This window comes from Haloarchaeobius ordinarius (genome assembly GCF_051801355.1).
Lineage (GTDB): Archaea > Halobacteriota > Halobacteria > Halobacteriales > Natrialbaceae > Haloarchaeobius.
In genome coordinates, this window is the sequence record NZ_CP196560.1 from 810,048 (window position 1) to 828,429 (window position 18,382).

Genomic DNA, 18,382 nt, shown 5'->3' on the forward strand with positions numbered 1-18,382 from the left:
TCACTCGATGAGCGGGAGGACGACGCCGAAGACCGCCAGTGAAAAGAACGCGGTCAGGATACCGAGCAGGATGGAGTCGGTGAACAGGGTGTCCTCCCACGCCGGGAGCGTGCCGAACAGTGCGTGGCCGGCGACCTCGCCACCGGCACCGACCACGAAGAGGCCGAGGCCGAGCAGGAAGCCGAGTTTCGCCAGTTCCGGATACGTTCTCGAACGGGTTCGCATAGCTGGAAGAGGTCGCGGCGACGTCAAAGCCGTTTCGTCGTGAGGGCGAAAGGTAGATAATCGCCGGGCGATTCCAACCAGCCATGTTGACCGTCCTCTCCGAGCTGGTCCCGGAACTGCTGGCGATTCTGGTGTACGCGGTCGCCGCCGTTGCACTCTCTGCCCTTGGCGCGGGCACCGAACTGGCCGGGTGGCACAACCTCCTCACGGAAGGCGTTAGCGTCCTCACCGTCTGGTACGCCGTGCTGGGTGGCCTGTTGCTCTACAGCGCGGTCTACCTCGTCGGCTACGAGCGCCTGCTCCCGCGCGTCCGGCACCTCCTCGCAGAGTGAGTCCGGGGACCCGTGGTCGACTCGCCCCACCGGGGAGTCGAGATAATTCGAGGCCCCGCGCCCGGGAATAATTTTCAATCGGCCAACAGCTTCATACCACGTGCCTCGAATCCTACGACTGACATGGAAACAGGGGACGCCGGGAGTATCTTCGCTCGCGACGAACGAGAGCCGACACACGAGTATCCACAGAGCATCTTCGAGTCCCGCTCGGAAGAGTGACGGTCGGAGAGCATGGATATACAGGCAATCGTTTGATGTAACCTGTCTATAATTTCCTAAACGACATGTCGGGGGACATGGGGTCGATATTCACAGACGAGCCGGTCGAACCGACACACGAACACCCGGAGAGCATCTTCCAGCGCTCGTTCGACGACCAGGTGATGACGGTCTTCGAAGACGACGGTTCGTTCTATCGGCTCCGGGTGGACGAGTGATAGGGACTGCTGGAGAGTGTGGAACATCCCTCTCGACACGAATCCGGAACGAGTGGCCATAATTCCACTCGATGAAATACGAAAGCAATATGCGCCTCAGGATATTCTTCCCCAGTCGTAGATGTCGAAACGAATGCTTGCGGTCGCGTTCGTCCTGAGCCTCGTCGTCGCCGGTGGGAGCGCCGGCGTCGTCGTCTCGGACGCCGACCAGTCACCCGAATCCGTCGCACCAACCGTCCCTGGGTACCAACCGGCCCACGAGGACGGCGACCGGCTCGGCCAGAACGACACCCGCAACCACGACGGTCTGTCCGGCTCCCCGGCCTGTCCGTTCCAGTAGCGTCGGCCACAATCTCACCTGCAGGACCGATTCCCATTTAATGTCGGAGTGAGTCACTCCGCACATGGAACGATTCGGGGAGGTATCCGACCAGTACGAGCCCCACGAGGTCGAAGACCGTGTCTTCGACTACTGGGACGAGGTGGATGCCTACGAGCAGACGAAGACACACCGAGAGGACTGCGAACCGTTCTTCTTTGTCGACGGTCCGCCGTACACCTCCGGGGCAGCCCACATGGGAACGACGTGGAACAAGTCGCTCAAGGACGCCTTCATCCGCTTTTACCGGATGCAGGGGTACGACGTGACCGACCGGCCGGGCTACGACATGCACGGCCTCCCCATCGAGACGAAAGTCGAGGAGGAACTCGGCTTCGAGAACAAGAAAGACATCGAGGAGTACGGCGAAGAGAAGTTCATCGAGGCCTGCAAGGACTTCGCGAACCGCAACCTCGACGCGATGGACGAGGACTTCCAGTCCTTCGGCGTCTGGATGGACTGGGACGACCCGTACAAGACCCTCTCGCCGGAGTACATGGAGGCCGCCTGGTGGGGCTTCCAGCAGGCCCACGAGCGCGGACTGGTCGAACAGGGCAAGCGCTCGATCAACCAGTGTCCGCGGTGTGAGACCGCCATCGCCAACAACGAGGTCGAGCGCCACGACGTGCACAAGCCCGCCATCTACGTGAAATTCCCATTGACGGAACGGGAGGGCAACCTCGTCATCTGGACGACGACCCCGTGGACCATCCCCGCGAACACGTTCGTCGCGGTGGAGGAAGACGCGACCTACGTCGGCGTGCGCGCCGAGAAGGACGGCGAGAGCGAGGTGCTCTACGTCTCCGAGCCGCAGGTCGAGACCGTCCTGAAAGAGGGCCGGTACGAGGACTACGAGGTCGTCGAGGAGCTTTCGGGAGAAGAGATGGTCGGCTGGGCGTACGAGCACCCGCTGGCCGAAGAGGTTCCGGAGCATCCCCACGGCGAGGGTGCCGGCCAGGTGTACACCGCCGAGTACCCCGACGCGAACGACAAGTCCGGGATGGTCCACTCCGCACCCGGGCACGGTGAGGAGGACTTCGAGCGCGGCTCCGAGCTGGGCCTCGAAATCTTCTGTCCCGTCAGCGGCGACGGCACCTACACCGAGCAGGCCGGGAAGTACGCCGGCCAGTTCGTCCGCGACGCGAACGCGAACGTCATCGCCGACCTTGAGGAGAAGGGCTTCCTGCTGGCCCACGACGAGAACTATCTCGTCGAGGGCGAGGGGCAGTGCTGGCGCTGTGACACGGACATCGTCCGCCTCGTCACCGACCAGTGGTTCATCACCGTCTCCGACATCAAGGAGGACCTGCTGGAGAACATCGAGGACAGCACCTGGTGGCCCCAGTCCGCCCGCGACGAGCGCTTCCGCAACTTCGTGGAGGACTCGCCGGACTGGAACGTCTCCCGCCAGCGCTACTGGGGCATCCCCATCCCCATCTGGGTGCCCGATAGCGAGGCGACAGCCTCGAACGGAGGCGGCGAAGCCGCCGGAGGCTGGGACGGCGACATGAGCGATGTCGTGGTCGTCGGCACCCGCGAGGAACTCGCCGACCGCGTCGACCAGGACGTCGACCCCGAGGAGGTCGACCTGCACAAGCCCACCGTGGACGACCTGACCATCACCGAGGACGGCACGACCTACACCCGCGTCCCCGACGTGTTCGACGTGTGGCTCGACTCCTCGGTCGCCTCGTGGGGCACGCTCGACTACCCGAGCGACGACAGCCAGTTCGACGAGCTCTGGCCCGCAGACCTCATCATCGAGGCCCACGACCAGACGCGTGGCTGGTTCTGGTCCCAGCTCGGCATGGGCACCGCCGCGCTCGACGAGGTCCCCTACGACGAGGTCGTCATGCACGGCTGGGCACTCGCCGAGGACGGCCGCAAGATGTCCAAGTCTATCGGGAACATCGTCGAGCCGAGCGAGGCCATCGAACGCCACGGGGCAGACGCGATGCGCCTGTTCCTGCTCTCGCGCAACCCGCAAGAAGAGGACATGCGCTTCTCGTGGGAGCAGATGGAGACGATGCAGCGCGACCTCAACATCCTCTGGAACGTGTTCCGGTTCCCGCTCCCGTACATGCGGATGGACGGGTTCGTGCCCGAGGACAGCTCGCCCGAGGAGGCCGAGACCGAACTCGTCGACGAGTGGGTGCTCGCACGCCTCCAGAGCGTGAAAGCCGAGATGGACGAGCAGTGGAAAGCGAACCGTCGCCCCGACCGCGCGCTCGATACGCTGCTGGAGTTCGTCGTGGAGGACGTCTCGCGCTTTTACATCCAGGTCGTCCGCGAGCGCATGTGGGAAGAAGAGGACAACCCCTCGAAGGAAGCCGCCTACGCGACCTTCTATCGCGTGCTCACGGACGTCGTGAAGCTGCTCGCGCCGTACGCCCCGTTCGTCACCGACGAGATATACAACACTCTCACCGGCGACGAGGGCCACGACACGGTCCACATGTGCGACTTCCCCGAGGTCGACGAGTTCTGGGCCGACGAGCAACTGGAGACCGACGTCCAGCTCCTGCGTGCCGTCGAGGAGGCCGGCTCGAACGCCCGCCAGCAGGCCGACCGGAAGCTCCGCTGGCCCGTCTCGCGCGTCGTCGTCGCACCGAACGACGCCCGCGCCGCCGAGGCCGTCGAGCGCCACCGCGACCTGCTCGCCGACCGGCTGAATTCGCGGGAGGTCGAACTCGTCTCGCCCGACGAGCAGTGGGGCGAACTGCAGTACGCGGCCCGCGCCGACATGGGCAAACTCGGCCCCGCCTTCGGCCAGCGCGCCCCCGAGGTGATGAACGCGCTCAACGAGGCCAGCATCGACAGCACGGACCTTGGCGCACTGCGCGAGGCCGTCGGCGAGGACGACCTCACCGAGGAGATGGTCGAGTTCGTCACGCGCACGCCCGAGGGCGTCACCGGCAGTAGCTTCGCCGTGAAAGGCGACGAGAAGGGCGTCGTCTACGTCGACGCCACCCTCACCGAGGACATCGAGAGCGAGGGCTACGCCCGCGAGGTCATCCGCCGCGTCCAGGAGATGCGCAAGGACCTGGACCTCGACATCGAGGCGCGCATCCGCCTCGAACTCGACGTGGCCGACGACCGGGTCGCATCGCTCGTCCGCCAACACGAGGACCTCATCGCCGAGGAGGTCCGCGCCGCCGAATTCGGGCCCGTCGACGACGGCCACCGCAAGGAGTGGGAGGTCGAGGGCGTCACGATGACGCTCGCCGTCGAACCGCTCGCCGAAGCCGAGGCCTGAACCCGACGTCGGGCCGAAGGGTGAGTCCGCCGTCAGGTGAGCGCTGCCACGGGCACAACAGTCTTTTTCACGCTGTCCCTTGCTTGGGTGTATGTACCGACGGCTCCTCCTCGTGGTGCTGCTGGTCACGTCAGTACCGGCCGGCACGGCCATCGCAGCGCCGAGTGCGGACGCGCACGCCGCGACGGCACGGCCTGTCGGGACGACGGGAACCACCACGGCGGCCACGACGACCGGAGCGACCGGGGGCGACACCGTGACACAGGCCGCCAGGGCGACCGACATCCAGCGGACGACCCGCCTCCACCTGACCCCGAAAGAACCAGGGTCGATTCAGACCGACGTCGTCTACGACATCCCCACTGACGTGACCTCGTTGACGGTGACGCTGCAGCAAAACGTCGACGTGGTGAAGACGGAGCGGTTCAGACAGACCGGCCCGCGCGAGTACGAGTGGACGGGGTCCGGCGACACGGCGACCATCACCTTCGACGTCGACGCCAACGAGACCGACGACGCGGGCAGACGAGCCGACCGTCGGGTGAGCGAGAGCGAGGCGACGACGCGGCGGTCCGCACCAGCCGACAGCGAATCGGTCGACCCACTGCCGATGAAGACGGCCGACCCGACGCCCGCTGCCCGCACCGACGAGGAGACGTACGCCTTCGTCGACACCGGCGACTGGGCCATCGTCCGGGTGCCCCAGATGGCGACCTCCTGGAAGTGGGTCGGGTCGGGGCAGGTCGGTATCTCGAAGCGGACCGTCGTCGCCGGCCAGGGTGCGACCGGCGGACAGATAGCCTTCCTCGGGCCGATGACGGAGTACAGCACGACCGTCCGGGACCAGCATATCCGACTCGTCGTCCCGCGAGCGGCCGACATGCGAGAGAAACCGACCGACGTCCTCGACTCGGTGGCGGAAGCCAGCGGCCAACTCCGGGTCGGCGCACGTGACCCGTCGGTCCTGCTCGTCGCCGCACCGACCAGCGTCCGCTGGAGCGTCGCGGGACTTCAACTCGGGGCGGACGATGCCTGGGTCAAGGCGAACGCACGGCTCGCCTCCCCGGACAACGTCTGGCTCCACGAGTACGTCCACACCAGACAGGCGTTCAAACCGACCGAGGACGGCCAGTGGCTCGTCGAGGGCAGCGCCGACTACTACGCGGCTCTGCTCGCGTTCGAGCAGGGTCACATCGCTTTCGAGAACTTCCAGTCCAAGCTCGAACGCGGCGGGAACGAACCGTACACGTCGACAGTGCTCGCCGAACCGGCGACGTGGACCCAGGGTGCGGTGTACATGAAAGGGGCACTCGTCACGGGGGCTATCGACCGCGAACTGCGGGCCGAGACCGACCAGACCCGGAGTTTCCAGAGCGTCTTCCGTGAGCTGAACGCCCACGACGGGGAGGTGTCGAACGACGACATCCTCGCGGCCATCGCGGCCGAGTCGAACGCGGCGACCCGCGACTTCGCCGGGCGATACACGACCACGTCAGCGACGCCCGGGTCGTGGTCGAAACAGGTCCACAGTGACCTCTTCGGCGTCATCCCCGCCCTGATGCGAGAGACCGTGCCAGCCGGTGGCGTGACAGTCACCGGACCGTACCGTAACGAGACCGTCTCTTCGGAGCCGTTCCTCGCGGTCGGGGAGCAGTTGCGAGTGAACGTCACCGTCGAGAACGTCGGCGGGCGAGCAGGCGAGTACGAGACGCGGTTCCGGGTCGGGGGGACGGTCGCACAGACGAAGACCGGGAGTCTCGTGCCGGAGGAGACGAAGACGGTCACGTTCACGCGGGAGGCGACAGAGCCGGGGACCTACCGCATCCTCGCCGGGAACCGGGTGCTGAACCTGACGGTTCGAGAACCGGCGACGCCGACTGTGCGGAGCATCGACGTCCCCACGACGGTCAGGAGCGGCGAGACGTTCACCGTCCGGGCGACCATCAGCAACGAGAAGCAGTGGCCAGGGGCGGCGACGATACCGTTCGTTCTCGACGGCGAGCGACAGTTCGACCGGATCGTCACACTCCCCGGGCGAACCGAACTCACCTACACGGCAACTGCGTCGTTCGAGGACCCGGGCGAACATACGATTCGCGTCGGTGAGAAGGAGGTGACGGTGGTCGTCACGGAGAACGAGGGTTCCGATGGCGGCACCAGCACCGATGTGGGGAACCCGGACTTCCAGGCGACGCCCGGGTTCGGGCCGGTCGGCGCGCTGGTCGCGTTCACGGTACTGGTCGGCGCGAGTCGACTGCGCCGGCGCCGGGACCACTGACTCTCTGCGGGCGCTGGCTACTCGAAGTCGACCGTTATCTCGCAGTGGTCGTCGCCCGCGTGGAGACACACGTCCTCGGTGATGGTGACCTCGTCATCGTACTCCGACGCGATACCCTCGATGAGTCCCTTGCCGAGCTCACAGAGCCGTTTCTCCGAGCGATATTCGAGCACGTAGGTGTCGCCGTCGAGGCGGGTGGTCGAGACGGACGGGAGCGCGGAGTCGTCGTTCTGGGCCCGAATCTGCTGGTAGATGCCTTCGAGGGCCACGAGTATCTCCCGGGTCCCCCACCCCTGCTTGACGTGCGCCTTGAACGTGTTCAGGATGTCCGGTGCGAGAAAGCGCCCGAGGTCCCGCTGGACCATCCCCTCGGAGTGTTCGGTCACGGCCGCGATGGCGGCAATCGCGTCGGTGAACTCATCGTCCGGGTAGCGCGTCACCGGCAGGTAGAGTTTCGGTTCGATTCCGGCCGCGTCCATCACCTCGTTCCACGTGGCTTCCGCGACGTTCTCCTCGACGTACCCCTTGAGCGACTTGTGAAGTATCCCGTGCATGGTCCCACCCGCGTCTCGTGTGCGGTATGTAGCCACTAGCTACCAACCGAAGCATAAAGAATCCGTGTTTTAATTCCTACAGTTGGTCCGCGACAACTTTTGCCACGGACACGTTGGAGACGGGGCGTTCGAGCGTGTCCGTCCCGATGACGGTCTCGACGCCGGCCCGGGCGAGTTTCGTGACGGCGTTCTGGGCGAGCAGCGGGTGGACGCAGGTGACGAACACGCGCGCGGCGTCGCGGTCGTTCAGCACCGCGATGGACTCGCTCATGGTCGAGCCGGTGGCGATGATGTCGTCGACGACGACCACGTCGCGGCCGGCGACGTTCGCGTCACTCGGGGAGATTTCGACCTCCGAACCCGAGAGGCGCTTCTTCTCGAAGTAGTCGGTCTCGCCCTCGCCGTAGGCGTCACAGACGGTCTCGGCGAGTTCGATAGCCCCGTCGTCGGGCGCGAGGAAGAGCGGTTCGGTGAGCGTCTCGGGCAGAGGGTCGGCGAGGACCGCCGCGGCGTCGACCGCTTCTGCCGTGGGCTCGAAGAACTCACAGACGGCTTCCTCGTGCGGGTTCACCGTGATGACCCGGTCGGTGTTCGCCGAGATGGCGCGGGCGACGGCCCGGGAGGAGACCGGTTCGCCCGGGTTGAACACCCTGTCCTGGCGGGCGTAGCCCATGTACGGCAGGACGGTGACGATCTCGTCTGCGCCCGCCTCGCGGGCGGCGTCCTGCAGCTGGAGCAGTTCGAGATGTGCATCACTGGTTGCGGTCGATGCCACGACGACGGCCCGCTCGGGCGAGACGTCCCCGATGCGAGCCATCACCTCGCCGTCGGGAAAGCGCTCGAACTCGACCGGAGCGAGTTCCTCGCCCAGTTCGGCCGCGAGTTCGGCCGCGAGCGACTGCGACCCAGAGCCTGGGAGTATCATGTGTGTCGGGTCAGTCGCCGGGGTCTTTCCAGTTTCGTTACGGGGCGGTTTCGGTTGGGCAGGTGATTCGACTCAACGGGGAACCGCCACCGCCGCCACGTCGGGCATCCCGAGCAACTGGTGTCGCCAGCCGTCTTCGGCCTCGGCGAAGAACCTGCCATCCGAACTGACCGCGTAGGTCGTGTCGCCGTAGTCGAGGTCGACGAACGTGCCAGCGGGCTGGTGCGGGTGTGGCTCCCAGCCGTCGTCGGTCAGGTGGTAGAGTTCGCCGTCGCCGACGGCGTGGCTTCGCTCCCCGTCGCTGGCGACGAGGGTGAACGCCCCATCGAGGTCGTCCATCCAGCCGTTGCCGAGGTAGTAGAGTCCCGACCCCGTGGCGGCTCGCGGGGTGCCCGCAGTAGCCACGTCCCGGGCGTCGTCGAGGCCGGCGTGGGTGAGTTCGTCGGTGATGCGGTAGACGCCGTCGCTGGCGGCCACGAGGTCGCCGTCGATGGCACGAGCCTCGCCGGCGCAGGTCCCGAGGTCGTCCCAGTCGCCCGAGCCCTCGTCGTACCGCGCGACCCGACCGTCCTCGCCCGCGGCTAGCAGGCCATCTTCGGAGAGCCCGACCGCGACCGCCGGGCCGAAGCCCGACACCTCGAACTCGCCGGGACCGACCAGCACGTCCTCGTCTGTGGCGACCGCGACCAGCCCGTCGCCCGCGGCCACGTCCCGAGCAGTGCATCGGTGCGCGAGTTCGAAGCCGCCGACGCGCTCTTCCACCACGTCGACCGTCACGACGCCCATCCCGCAGGCGACGTAGACGGTCGTCTCGCGCTTGTCGCCCTGGTACACCCGCTTCTCGTCGAGGCTGATGTCGTTGTCGGCGCTCATGCGTGGAGATGTGTGTGGTGGGGTCGAAAACGATGCGGTCTGCTGTTGTGAGGTGGACCTCGGAGTTGGAGAGTCGTTGGTTCCTGAAGTGGTCGAACCGGTCTCTGTGACGACGAGCATGTGGCTCGCGCTGGTGTAACGGAGACCGCACCACACCCTCCCCAGCCGATTCCGGTGCTCCCTCCGCTCGCGCTCCGGTCCGCTCCTCATCCCTCGCGCGCTTCCGACTCGTGGCGTCGCTGACGCGACCACACTCGTCCGCGCGCGCCGCCCGACTGGACGGGTATCAGTCGCCGGAGTGTCACAGGTCGCCGCCACGACCGAACCGCCGGCAGCCACCGGCGCGTGGGGGCGACCCATACTCGAAACGCCAGTTTCCGTGCCTGTCATCGCCTCACTCGCGACGGTTCGGAACCACTTTTGTGACGGACACCCCACTACTCATCGAATGAAGGTATTCGGTTCCAGCGGGACACGCGGCGTCGCCAACGAGGAGTTGACGCCCGACTTCGTCCTGCGCGTGGCGAAGGCTGCCGGGACGGCGTGGAACGCCGACAGGGTGGCCATCGCGCGCGACACACGAGCGACAGGAGAGATGCTCGTCGACGCGGCCGTCGCGGGCCTGACCAGCGTCGGCGTCGACGTGGACCGTCTCGGGGTCGTCCCGACGCCCGGCGCACAGGTGTACGCCGAAGCAGAGGGCGTGCCCGCGATGATGATAACCGCGAGCCACAACCCGCCGGAGTACAACGGCGTGAAACTCATCGGCACCGACGGCGTCGAACTCGCCGTCTCGGACCTCGAACGCGTCGAGGACGTGCTGCTGGCCGAGAAGTTCGAGGCCGCCCCGTGGGACGAGGTCGGCCACGTCACGACCGTCGAGGACGCCTGTGACCGCTACGTCGACCAGCTGCTCGACGCCGTGGACACGGAGAAAATTGCCGACGCCGACCTGACCGTCGCGCTCGACCCCGGCCACGGCGCGGGGTCGCTCACCTCGCCCGAGTTCTTCCGCCGTCTCGGCTGTCGCGTCGTCACGGTCAACGCCCAGCCCGACGGGCACTTCCCGGGCCGCGACCCCGAGCCGGTCCCGGAGAACCTCGAAGACCTCGGCCGCCTCGTCCGCGCGACCGGTGCCGACGTGGGAATCGCCCACGACGGCGACGCCGACCGCGCCATCTTCTACGACGAGAACGGCGACTACGTCGAAGGCGACGCCACCCTCGCGGCCCTCGCCGCGGCCGAACTCGGCCCCGAAGACACCACCGTCTCGGCGGTCAACGTCTCCCAGCGCCTCGTCGACGTGGCGACCGAGACCGGCGCGACGCTGGAACTCACGCCCATCGGTTCGACCAACATCATCACCCGCATCGAGGAACTCCAGGCGCGGGGCGAACACGTCCCCGTCGCCGGCGAGGGTAACGGCGGCATCTTCTTCCCGGACTACCGCCTCACCCGCGACGGTGCCTACGTCGGCGCCCGCTTCCTCGAACTCGTCGCCGAGCGACCCGTCAGCGACATCGTCGCACCGTACAGCGGCTACCACAACGTCCGCCGGAACGTCCACTACGACACCGAAGGAGAGCGTGCCGCGATGCTCGCCGCCGCCGAGAAACGCGCTGCCGCCGACGACGAGGCCGAACTCGACACGAAAGACGGCTACCGTCTCGACTACGGTGACGCGTGGGTCCTCGCACGCCCCTCCGGAACCGAACCGCTCGTTCGCATCTACGCCGAGGCCAAAGAGGAAGCCCGCGCCGTCTCGCTGGTCGAGGCGATGTACGAGGCACTCGTCGCCGCGAAGGCCAACGCCTGAATCCGAACCCGAGAAGCAGTTTTCTACTCGCCTCCGCCCAGCGCGTCCCGCAGGTCCGCGCGCTCCTCGCGCAGGTCTTCGATTTCACTGGCGACCGCACCCGACGCGAGTCGCGCCCGCTCTTCCTCGTCCAGTTCCACCAGCGCCACGGCGGCGGTCCGCAAGCGTTCGTAGTCGTCGCGCCAGGTGAGTTCTCGGACCGTCCGCAACGTCGCGACCACATCCTCGCTGGCGAACCGGGAGACCAGCGAGATGCGCTCCTCGCAGCGTCGACGGAGCTGTTCGGCCGGGCCCGGCGGCCACCCCAGTTGCAGGGCCGACCCGTCGAGGCGGTCGAGGTACGTCTGGCGCGTCGAGACGGCCCGGGTCAACTCCACCGGGTCGTCGACGTAGTGGTCCAGTTTCGAGCGCGAGTACCCTGCGAGTTCGAGCAGCCGTGGGATGGTCTCGGTCCCGGCCTCGTGGCTCTCGACGTACTCGACCAGTTCCGCCGGTGGTTCCCGCACGTCGACCAGCGGGTACTCGGCCGCGTCGGCCGCGAAGCGGAGTGCCTCACGGGCGCTCGCGTCCAGCCGGTAGTCGAGGAACGCCTCGACCACGGCCTCGTCGTACTCGTCGATGGGAGTGCGGAGGTCCTCGACCGGTGCGTCGAGGTCGGCACCACCGAGTTCCTGCAGTCGCTCGCACTCGTCGAGACGGTCGCGCACGTCCGAGAGTCGTCGCTTCGCGGCCTTCTCGGCCTCCCGGTACGCTTCCTCGGCCTCGCGCTCGGCGTCGAGCAGGTCGACCGCCGCCGCGGCCGGTTCGAGTGCCTGCCGGGTGGCCTCGAAGTCCGATTCGCTGAGCCGTCGTTTGTCGGTTCGGTCCAGCGCCGTCTCGAAGGCGTCGCGGTGAGCGATGTCCTCGGGGAGTTCCTCGACCAGGGTCGCAAAGCGCTCCTGGAACTCGACGTAGGCCTGAAAGTCGCCCGACCCCGTCGCGGTGTCGACGTATCGGTCGAGCAGTTTCGTGGCCTCCTGGTACGCGTCGGCGACCCGTTCGAGGTCCTCGCGGCCGCGCTCTGTGACCGCCTGTCGTGCCTGCTCGCGCTGGCTGGCTGCCTCGCGGAGCCGGGCCGCGGCGTCACTCATAGACGTCGTCCGGGTCGAAGACACGCTCTCCCACCTCCTCGCCGTCGAGCGTCCGGTAGAAACAGGAGCGATAGCCGGTGTGGCAGGCCCCGCCGGTCTGGTCGACCCGGTACAGCAGGGCATCGCCGTCGCAGTCCACCCGGACCTCGGAGACGGCCTGGGTGTGGCCGCTGGTCGCGCCCTTCTCCCAGAGCTCGTCGCGCGACCGGGAGTAGTAGTGCGCCCGCCCCGTCTCGCGGGTCTTCTCGACCGCCTCCTCGTTCGCGTAGGCTAGCATCACTACCTCGCCGGTCTCTACGTCCTGGGCGACCACGGGGACCAGCCCGTCCTCGCCGAAGTCGAGCGAGACTGCTGTCATTACCTCACACCTCGGCTGTTCGGGCTATGTGTCTTTTGCTGCGGGTGGTGTGGTGTGGGATTTCGGATGTGTTTGGTACGCGAGTCAGCGCGCGCGATGAGAGATAATTCGAGCGTCTGACCTCGGACAACCGATCTGGCGCGTGCTGGCGGGCGGTGCGAGGCGACGCAGTCGCCTCGATAGCGAACGGGGAGGGACGACCCGTGAGCACATCCGCCCGCCGAATCGCGCGAGGGATGAGGAGCGCAGTGGAATGAAGCGAAGCGAAATGGAACGAGCACCACAATCGGCTGGGGAGGGTGTGGGGCGGTCATCGCCACCTGCGCGAGTTGACTGCTCGTTCTCATCGACACCACCCACACCGAAACTCTACCCAATCCAACGCGGGACGAGCCACGACTCAGAGACCGATAGCAGCGACACGCCTAAGCCACCGGCAACACCACGAAAGAACACGAATGGCAAGCATCGCAGAGCAGTTCTCGCAGGCCCCGGTCCTCGTCTCCCTCTCGCTTTTGAGTCTCGCCGCCAGCGTCCTCATGTTCGGCGGGACCATCGCCTTGCTCCCCGGTGGCCTCTCGGACGCGACCGAACCCTTCTGGCTGGCCATCATCGTCGTCGGCGTCGCTATCACGGTCATCTGGAACGTGCTGTATCCGCTGTACGAGAACTTCCTCGCTTGAGTCAGGCGGCGCGGCAGAGCCGCCCTACGTGAGCCGGCAGAGCCGCCCTATATCAGCCCGAGCGCCCGCAGCGCCCCGATGAGCACGTCGCCGTAGACGAACGCGACGAGCAGGCCGAAAAAGACCGGTACCAGGAAGGGGATGCCGGGCGTGACCCACAGTTCTTCTTCGGTCACCAGCCGGTCCAGACCGTCACGCAGCCGGTCGGGGGAGGTACCGTAGGCGTCGCCCTCGATGTCGTCGAGGAAGGCGGCCGCGCCCCAGGGGTCGTCGAACTCGGCGGGTTCTTCAGAGTCCGAGACCGCGTCGGCAGTGTCATCAGCCTCCTCTACCCCGCCGTCGGTCGCCACGTCCGCGTTCTCCGCGGCCCCGTCGGTCGCGAGGTGGACCGCGCCGTCGGTCGGGTCGAACGGTTCGTCGGGAAGGCTCTCAGGGTCGCGGAAGCGTTCCGGGTCCGCCCGAACCTCGGGGAGCGTGACTCCCCGCCAGCGCAGGTACATCCGGACCGCATCGAGGTCCAGCCCGGACTGTCGCGGGTACAGCAGGCCCTTCAGGCGCTCGCCGAGTCCCGTCTCGGAGTCCGAGAGGAGTTTCCCGTGCGTGGTCGGGATGGCGTCCCAGCGGACCGGAATCCCGACGAACATCCGCCTCCCCTGCTGGCCCATCGCCGTGTTCCGGAGGGCGAGCAGCCCAGGGTAGGCGATGCCCCACACGACCGCGTTCGTGAGGATGGTAAAGGAGAACACCCGCATGGGGGCGGGGTCAGCGATGGGGAAGGTCGTCCCGGCGACCGTAATCGCCGGCCACGTCGGGTACAGCACCGCCATCGTCATCAGCGCCCGGGCGTCCGCACCGCCGAAAGCGCCCAGGAAATGGAACAGGTACGCCATCGAGACGACGAACCCGACGCTCACCGTCGTCGTGATGACGAACAACCGCCACTCGCGGCCCCCCGCGGCCACCGCGTTCTGGTAGTCCAGCGCGAGCAGCGCCACGCCGAGGGCCGTGAGTGGCACCCACGTCAGGTTGTCGACGCGTCGCGTCTGGATGTCCGTGTAGGCCAGGTAGGCGAAGACGGGAACCGTCAACAGGCGCAGCAGGTCTGGAATCGTCGCGGAGAGGGGGCCGACGTCTACCACTGGAAAGAGAGGCACCGGGAAGGGACCTAACAGTTACGGTCGTCTCAGGTCGCGATACGCGGTGCTGGTCGGGATGGAAAACGGATGAAGGTGAGAGTCCGTTTCAGATGACGCGGTTCTGCAGGTAGTCGAGGTGCTTCGCGTTGTACACGATCTTGACCTCGTCGGCAGACGGGCTGCCGATGCAGGTCAGACGGACGTTCTTCTCCTCGACTTCCTCGTCCGAGAGGATCTGCTGCATGTCCATGTCGATGTCACCCTCCACGACGATGGCTGCGCAGTTCGCACAGGCACCGGCGCGGCACGAGAAGGGCCAGTCGTAGCCTTGGGCCTCTGCGGCCTCGAGGATGTACTCGCCCTGGTTGACTTCGAGGGAGCCGTAGTCCTCGTCACCGAGGCCGGCGTCAGCAGCCTTCTCGAAGAGGTCATCGTCGTCCATGTCCCAGCCCTGGTCGTCCAGCACTTCGTAATTGAGGTATTCTACCGTGGGCATCACCCGACGGTTCGACCCGCTTCCCAAAAGACCTTGCTGTTTTGGGGGTACCGAACGATAATGAACGTTGTACCGATTTCACTGCCGTGTCGGTGGAATCTGGGCGTGTCACGAGCCGGGGACGACGCTCCGTCAGCCGTAGATGGGGAACACCGAGAACAGCAGGTAGGACGCGACCGCTGAGAGGCTGGGCGTGACGATCCACAGCCCGATGACGCGGCCGGTCGTCCCGGGGTCGAAGAGGTCGCTCGCCGCGAGTTCGTCCGGCTTCTCCTCGCCGATAGGGGCGACCGTCTCACCGGGCTTGTCCGCCTGGAGCGCGCCGCCGACCGTCTTCTTCTTCTTGTGCTTTTGCTTCGGGCCGGTCACCCGTTCGGGGTCACCACCGTCGGCCTTGGCCGTGCCGTCGCCTTTGACCGCCTGCTCGGCAGCCTGTGTGATGGTGGTAGTGCGGGTCGCCCGCCCCCAGCCGAGGCCGACGATGGACATGGTCGCCGAGACGGCGAGCGACGCGGGGATGCCGATAGACGAGAGGAACGTGATGAGGCTGGCACTGACGACCTCGACGATGAGCGCGGCGAGCAGCGGGAGGTCGGTGAGGTCGTTCCCGACCGTGTCGAGCGTCCGCCGGGCGATGGTGAACGCCCCGACCCCGATGGCCCCACCGGCGAGCAGGATGCCGGGACCGACGGCGAGGTCGCCCGACCCGACGAGCGGGGCGACAGCGTTGGCGACGTTCGACGCACCAGCCGAGAACGCCATGTAACAGCCGATGCCGACGACGAGGAACTGGCTCAACCGCTGTTTCCGTGAGCCGTCCTCGCCTTCGATGTCGAACCGGACCGAGAGGTAGGGGTAGAAGTACCGGCCGATGACCGCACAGACCCAGAAGGCGGCGACCGGCGCGACGATCCACCAGGAGACGATTTCGCCCATCTTGTCCATGTTCAGGGTCCCGCTGGCGGCGCCGAGCCCGGCGATGGCCCCGACCGCGGTCATCGAGGTGGAGGCAGGGACGCCAAAGAGGTTCGAGATGAGGAGCGCGAACCCGACGAAGAAGAGGACGGCGACACTCGCCGCGAGGGTGAACTTGCCCTGGGGGACGATCTGGCCGCCCATGGTCTTGATGACCTCGCGGCCGACCGTCCAGCCACCGAGGAGCGCGAATCCGGTCATCAGCGCGGCGGCGAGTAGTTTCGACACCGTCCCACTGCCGACAGCCGGACCGAACGCGACGCCGGTGGAGGAGCCACCGATGTTGAAGCCGACGAACACAGCCACCGCGAGTCCGACGACGAGGAGGAGTTCGACCATGCTGTACAGGCGTAAGGGGACCGGCGGTAAAAAGGCCGCCATCGGTGTCTTTACACCCGTACGACACCCTCGTTTCGGACGTGACACCCTTCCCCGACTTCGCAGTTATTCCGGCCGTCGACATGCAAGACGGCGAGGTGGTACAGCTCGTCCAGGGTGAACGCGGCACCGAGAAGACCTACGGTGACCCGGTCGAGGCCGCCGAAGGGTGGGTCGCACAGGGTGCGACCACCCTGCATCTGGTCGACCTGGACGGCGCGTTCGAGGGCGTGCGCAAGAACGCGGCCGCGGTCGAAGCCATCCGCGATGCGGTCGACGTGGACGTCCAGCTCGGGGGTGGTATCCGAACCGTCGAGGACGCGACGAGCCTGCTCGAACGCGGCGTCGACCGCGTCATACTGGGGACGGCCGCGGTCGAGAACCCGGACATCGTCGCCCAGATAACGGCGGATTATCCGGGTAGCGTGATGGTGAGCCTCGACGCGAAAGACGGCGAGGTCGTCGTCTCGGGCTGGACCGAGAGCACCGGCCTCGACCCGGCCGAGGCCGCCACGCGCTACGAAGAACTCGGTGCGGGTGCCATCCTGTTCACGGACGTCGACGTCGAGGGGAAACTCGACGGCGTCCACACCGAGCCGGTCCGCCGGGTCGCCGAGGCGGTCGACATCCCTGTGGTCGCGAGCGGCGGCGTGGCGACACTGGACGACGTGCTCGCGCTCCGGGACGCGGGGGCGGCGGCCGTCGTCGTCGGGAGCGCGCTCTACGAGGACCGGTTCACGCTCGAAGAAGCGATGGCGGCGGTCTCGGAGTAAGGACTCTTCTCGCAGGACGTTTTCGTCACCGGTCGGTCGCCGCCAGCCCGTGCCGTGGCTACTGGCGAGTGTCGTGTCGGTGTGGGGGAAGGGGGCGCGGTGTGGAGGGACACCGCGGACAGTGTGGGAGTGGAGGGCGGAACCGCGGGTGTGGTGTGGGAGTCCGGTGTGGTGTGGGAGTCCGGTGTGGTGCGGGAGTGGTGTTGGTGTGGGAGTCCGGTGTGGTGTGGGAGTGGAGGGTCACTCGGCACCGTAGCCGTGGCCGGCCACGAGCGCGAACAGGTTCAGCGAGAGCAGGACGAGGAACGCCTGCGTCTCCGCGGGCGACTCGATACCCGACGCGAGCAGCGAGAGGTGCGCGAACGGGAGCGCGATGGCCAGCCAGAAGCTGGCCGTGCGCAGGGGCGTCAGGAGTTTGTCGGCGTCGAGTCGCTCGGAGAGCGGGTTCGAAATCGATGGGAGTTGTTGTGGCGTAGCGGGGGACATCGGGAACACCTCGTGGGCATTCCTTTCTACGACGGGGTACCCCATATAACGGGGCGAGCCTTCGTACTATTTCGAGACGTTTTACGACGGTAAATCTGTTTTTTACGACGCCCCAGATTCTTTTAGACGTTTTAGAACCACCAGAGAACCGATAACCTATTTCGTGTTAACATACACCACCATCACGAAGTTGATATATCCGCCACCGCGACACCCGGCACGCGGCGGTCCCCGGCACCTTGGAACGACAGGTCTCACCGCGAGCGCAATCGCTTTGCACGCGGGGCCGCAGGATGTTGGTATGAGCGACCGAGTCGCCGCGGTCACGCGCGAGACCGGAGAGACGGACATCGAGGTGACCCTCGACGTGGACGGAGCCGGCGAGAGCGAGGTCGACACCGGCGTCGGCTTCTTCGACCACATGCTCGATGCGTTCGCGAAACACGGCCTGTTCGACCTCACCGTCAGGTGCGACGGCGACCTGGAGATCGACGACCACCACACGGTCGAGGACGTGGCCATCACGCTCGGCCAGGCGTTCACCGAGGCACTGGACGACAAGCGCGGCATCGTCCGCTACGCCGACCGGAAGGTCCCGCTGGACGAGGCCGTCGCCGGCGTCGTCGTCGACATCTCGGGCCGTCCGTACTTCGAGTTCGACGGCGAGTTCTCCCAGCCATACGTCGGCGAGTTCACGAGCCACATGGCCGAGCACTTCGCGATGTCGCTGGCGATGAACGCCGGGCTGACGCTTCACTGTGAGGTCTCGGGCGACAACGCCCACCACGAGGTCGAGGCGCTGTTCAAGGCGCTGGCGCGCTCGCTCGACGACGCGACGCGCATCGACGAGCGCCGGAGCGACACGCCCAGTACGAAAGGAAAACTCTAG

General features: G+C 66.7%; 19 protein-coding genes. 9 read left to right on the forward strand and 10 right to left on the reverse strand.

Annotated elements, in window-relative coordinates; translation table 11 throughout:
• Positions 1-225 (reverse strand): DUF7860 family protein, encoded by a 225-nt coding sequence (locus tag ACSC1R_RS04215; protein WP_439027824.1) that lies wholly within the window; start codon positions 223-225, stop codon positions 1-3.
• Positions 226-308: 83 nt separating this feature from the next.
• On the opposite strand from ACSC1R_RS04215, the gene ACSC1R_RS04220 reads away from it, so the two are divergent.
• From ACSC1R_RS04220 to ACSC1R_RS04240, 5 genes are all read left to right on the forward strand, one after another.
• Positions 309-557, forward strand: a complete 249-nt coding sequence (locus tag ACSC1R_RS04220) for a hypothetical protein (protein ID WP_439027825.1) — start codon at positions 309-311, stop codon at positions 555-557.
• 287 nt (positions 558-844) lie between these two features.
• On the forward strand, positions 845-997 hold the full coding sequence (locus ACSC1R_RS04225) for a hypothetical protein (protein WP_439027826.1): 153 nt from the start codon (positions 845-847) through the stop codon (positions 995-997).
• A 121-nt stretch (positions 998-1,118) separates the two neighbouring features.
• Positions 1,119-1,337, forward strand: coding sequence for a hypothetical protein (locus ACSC1R_RS04230; RefSeq protein ID WP_439027827.1), 219 nt, complete (start codon positions 1,119-1,121; stop codon positions 1,335-1,337).
• Between the two features lie 64 nt (positions 1,338-1,401).
• Positions 1,402-4,632 carry an isoleucine--tRNA ligase gene (gene ileS, locus ACSC1R_RS04235; RefSeq protein ID WP_439027828.1) on the forward strand — a complete coding sequence of 1,077 codons (3,231 nt, stop codon included), beginning with the start codon at positions 1,402-1,404 and terminating at the stop codon, positions 4,630-4,632.
• A 91-nt stretch (positions 4,633-4,723) separates the two neighbouring features.
• Positions 4,724-6,910 (forward strand): CARDB domain-containing protein, encoded by a 2,187-nt coding sequence (locus tag ACSC1R_RS04240; protein WP_439027829.1) that lies wholly within the window; start codon positions 4,724-4,726, stop codon positions 6,908-6,910.
• A gap of 17 nt (positions 6,911-6,927) precedes the next feature.
• Here ACSC1R_RS04240 and ACSC1R_RS04245 read toward each other — a convergent pair whose 3' ends face one another.
• The 3 genes from ACSC1R_RS04245 to ACSC1R_RS04255 all read right to left on the reverse strand — a co-directional run bounded on the left by ACSC1R_RS04245 (position 6,928) and on the right by ACSC1R_RS04255 (position 9,262).
• Positions 6,928-7,464 (reverse strand): heme NO-binding domain-containing protein, encoded by a 537-nt coding sequence (locus ACSC1R_RS04245; RefSeq protein WP_439027830.1) that lies wholly within the window; start codon positions 7,462-7,464, stop codon positions 6,928-6,930.
• 76 nt (positions 7,465-7,540) lie between these two features.
• Entirely contained in the window at positions 7,541-8,389 is an 849-nt protein-coding gene (locus tag ACSC1R_RS04250; protein WP_439027831.1) for a ribose-phosphate diphosphokinase, read from the reverse strand.
• A 72-nt stretch (positions 8,390-8,461) separates the two neighbouring features.
• On the reverse strand, positions 8,462-9,262 hold the full coding sequence (locus tag ACSC1R_RS04255; RefSeq protein WP_439027832.1) for an HVO_0234 family beta-propeller protein: 801 nt from the start codon (positions 9,260-9,262) through the stop codon (positions 8,462-8,464).
• Positions 9,263-9,710: 448 nt separating this feature from the next.
• Between ACSC1R_RS04255 and glmM the strand changes: the two genes are divergently transcribed.
• On the forward strand, positions 9,711-11,078 hold the full coding sequence (gene glmM, locus ACSC1R_RS04260) for a phosphoglucosamine mutase (protein WP_439027833.1): 1,368 nt from the start codon (positions 9,711-9,713) through the stop codon (positions 11,076-11,078).
• A 23-nt stretch (positions 11,079-11,101) separates the two neighbouring features.
• Here the strand turns inward: glmM and ACSC1R_RS04265 are convergent, their stop codons facing one another.
• Both ACSC1R_RS04265 and hisI read right to left on the reverse strand, forming a co-directional pair.
• On the reverse strand, positions 11,102-12,208 hold the full coding sequence (locus ACSC1R_RS04265; RefSeq protein WP_439027834.1) for a DUF7118 family protein: 1,107 nt from the start codon (positions 12,206-12,208) through the stop codon (positions 11,102-11,104).
• Entirely contained in the window at positions 12,201-12,566 is a 366-nt protein-coding gene (gene hisI / locus ACSC1R_RS04270) for a phosphoribosyl-AMP cyclohydrolase (RefSeq protein ID WP_439027835.1), read from the reverse strand. The genes ACSC1R_RS04265 and hisI overlap by 8 nt, the downstream gene beginning before the upstream one ends.
• Before the next feature lie 458 nt (positions 12,567-13,024).
• Between hisI and ACSC1R_RS04275 the strand changes: the two genes are divergently transcribed.
• The gene (locus ACSC1R_RS04275; RefSeq protein WP_439027836.1) at positions 13,025-13,249 is read left to right on the forward strand and encodes a hypothetical protein; all 225 of its coding nucleotides are present in this window, start codon (positions 13,025-13,027) and stop codon (positions 13,247-13,249) included.
• Between the two features lie 47 nt (positions 13,250-13,296).
• On the opposite strand, the gene ACSC1R_RS04280 is transcribed toward ACSC1R_RS04275, so the two are convergent.
• The 3 genes from ACSC1R_RS04280 to ACSC1R_RS04290 all read right to left on the reverse strand — a co-directional run bounded on the left by ACSC1R_RS04280 (position 13,297) and on the right by ACSC1R_RS04290 (position 16,195).
• Positions 13,297-14,388, reverse strand: coding sequence for an A24 family peptidase C-terminal domain-containing protein (locus ACSC1R_RS04280; protein ID WP_439027837.1), 1,092 nt, complete (start codon positions 14,386-14,388; stop codon positions 13,297-13,299).
• A gap of 103 nt (positions 14,389-14,491) precedes the next feature.
• Positions 14,492-14,881 (reverse strand): ferredoxin Fer, encoded by a 390-nt coding sequence (gene fer / locus ACSC1R_RS04285; protein ID WP_439027838.1) that lies wholly within the window; start codon positions 14,879-14,881, stop codon positions 14,492-14,494.
• Between the two features lie 132 nt (positions 14,882-15,013).
• Positions 15,014-16,195: an inorganic phosphate transporter gene (locus ACSC1R_RS04290; protein WP_439027839.1), complete on the reverse strand. Its 1,182-nt coding sequence runs from the start codon at positions 16,193-16,195 to the stop codon at positions 15,014-15,016.
• 80 nt (positions 16,196-16,275) lie between these two features.
• Between ACSC1R_RS04290 and hisA the strand changes: the two genes are divergently transcribed.
• On the forward strand, positions 16,276-17,007 hold the full coding sequence (hisA, locus tag ACSC1R_RS04295) for a 1-(5-phosphoribosyl)-5-[(5-phosphoribosylamino)methylideneamino]imidazole-4-carboxamide isomerase (RefSeq protein ID WP_439027840.1): 732 nt from the start codon (positions 16,276-16,278) through the stop codon (positions 17,005-17,007).
• Positions 17,008-17,247: 240 nt separating this feature from the next.
• Here hisA and ACSC1R_RS04300 read toward each other — a convergent pair whose 3' ends face one another.
• The gene (locus ACSC1R_RS04300) at positions 17,248-17,493 is read right to left on the reverse strand and encodes a hypothetical protein (RefSeq protein ID WP_439027841.1); all 246 of its coding nucleotides are present in this window, start codon (positions 17,491-17,493) and stop codon (positions 17,248-17,250) included.
• A 301-nt stretch (positions 17,494-17,794) separates the two neighbouring features.
• Between ACSC1R_RS04300 and hisB the strand changes: the two genes are divergently transcribed.
• Positions 17,795-18,382, forward strand: coding sequence for an imidazoleglycerol-phosphate dehydratase HisB (hisB, locus tag ACSC1R_RS04305; protein ID WP_439027842.1), 588 nt, complete (start codon positions 17,795-17,797; stop codon positions 18,380-18,382).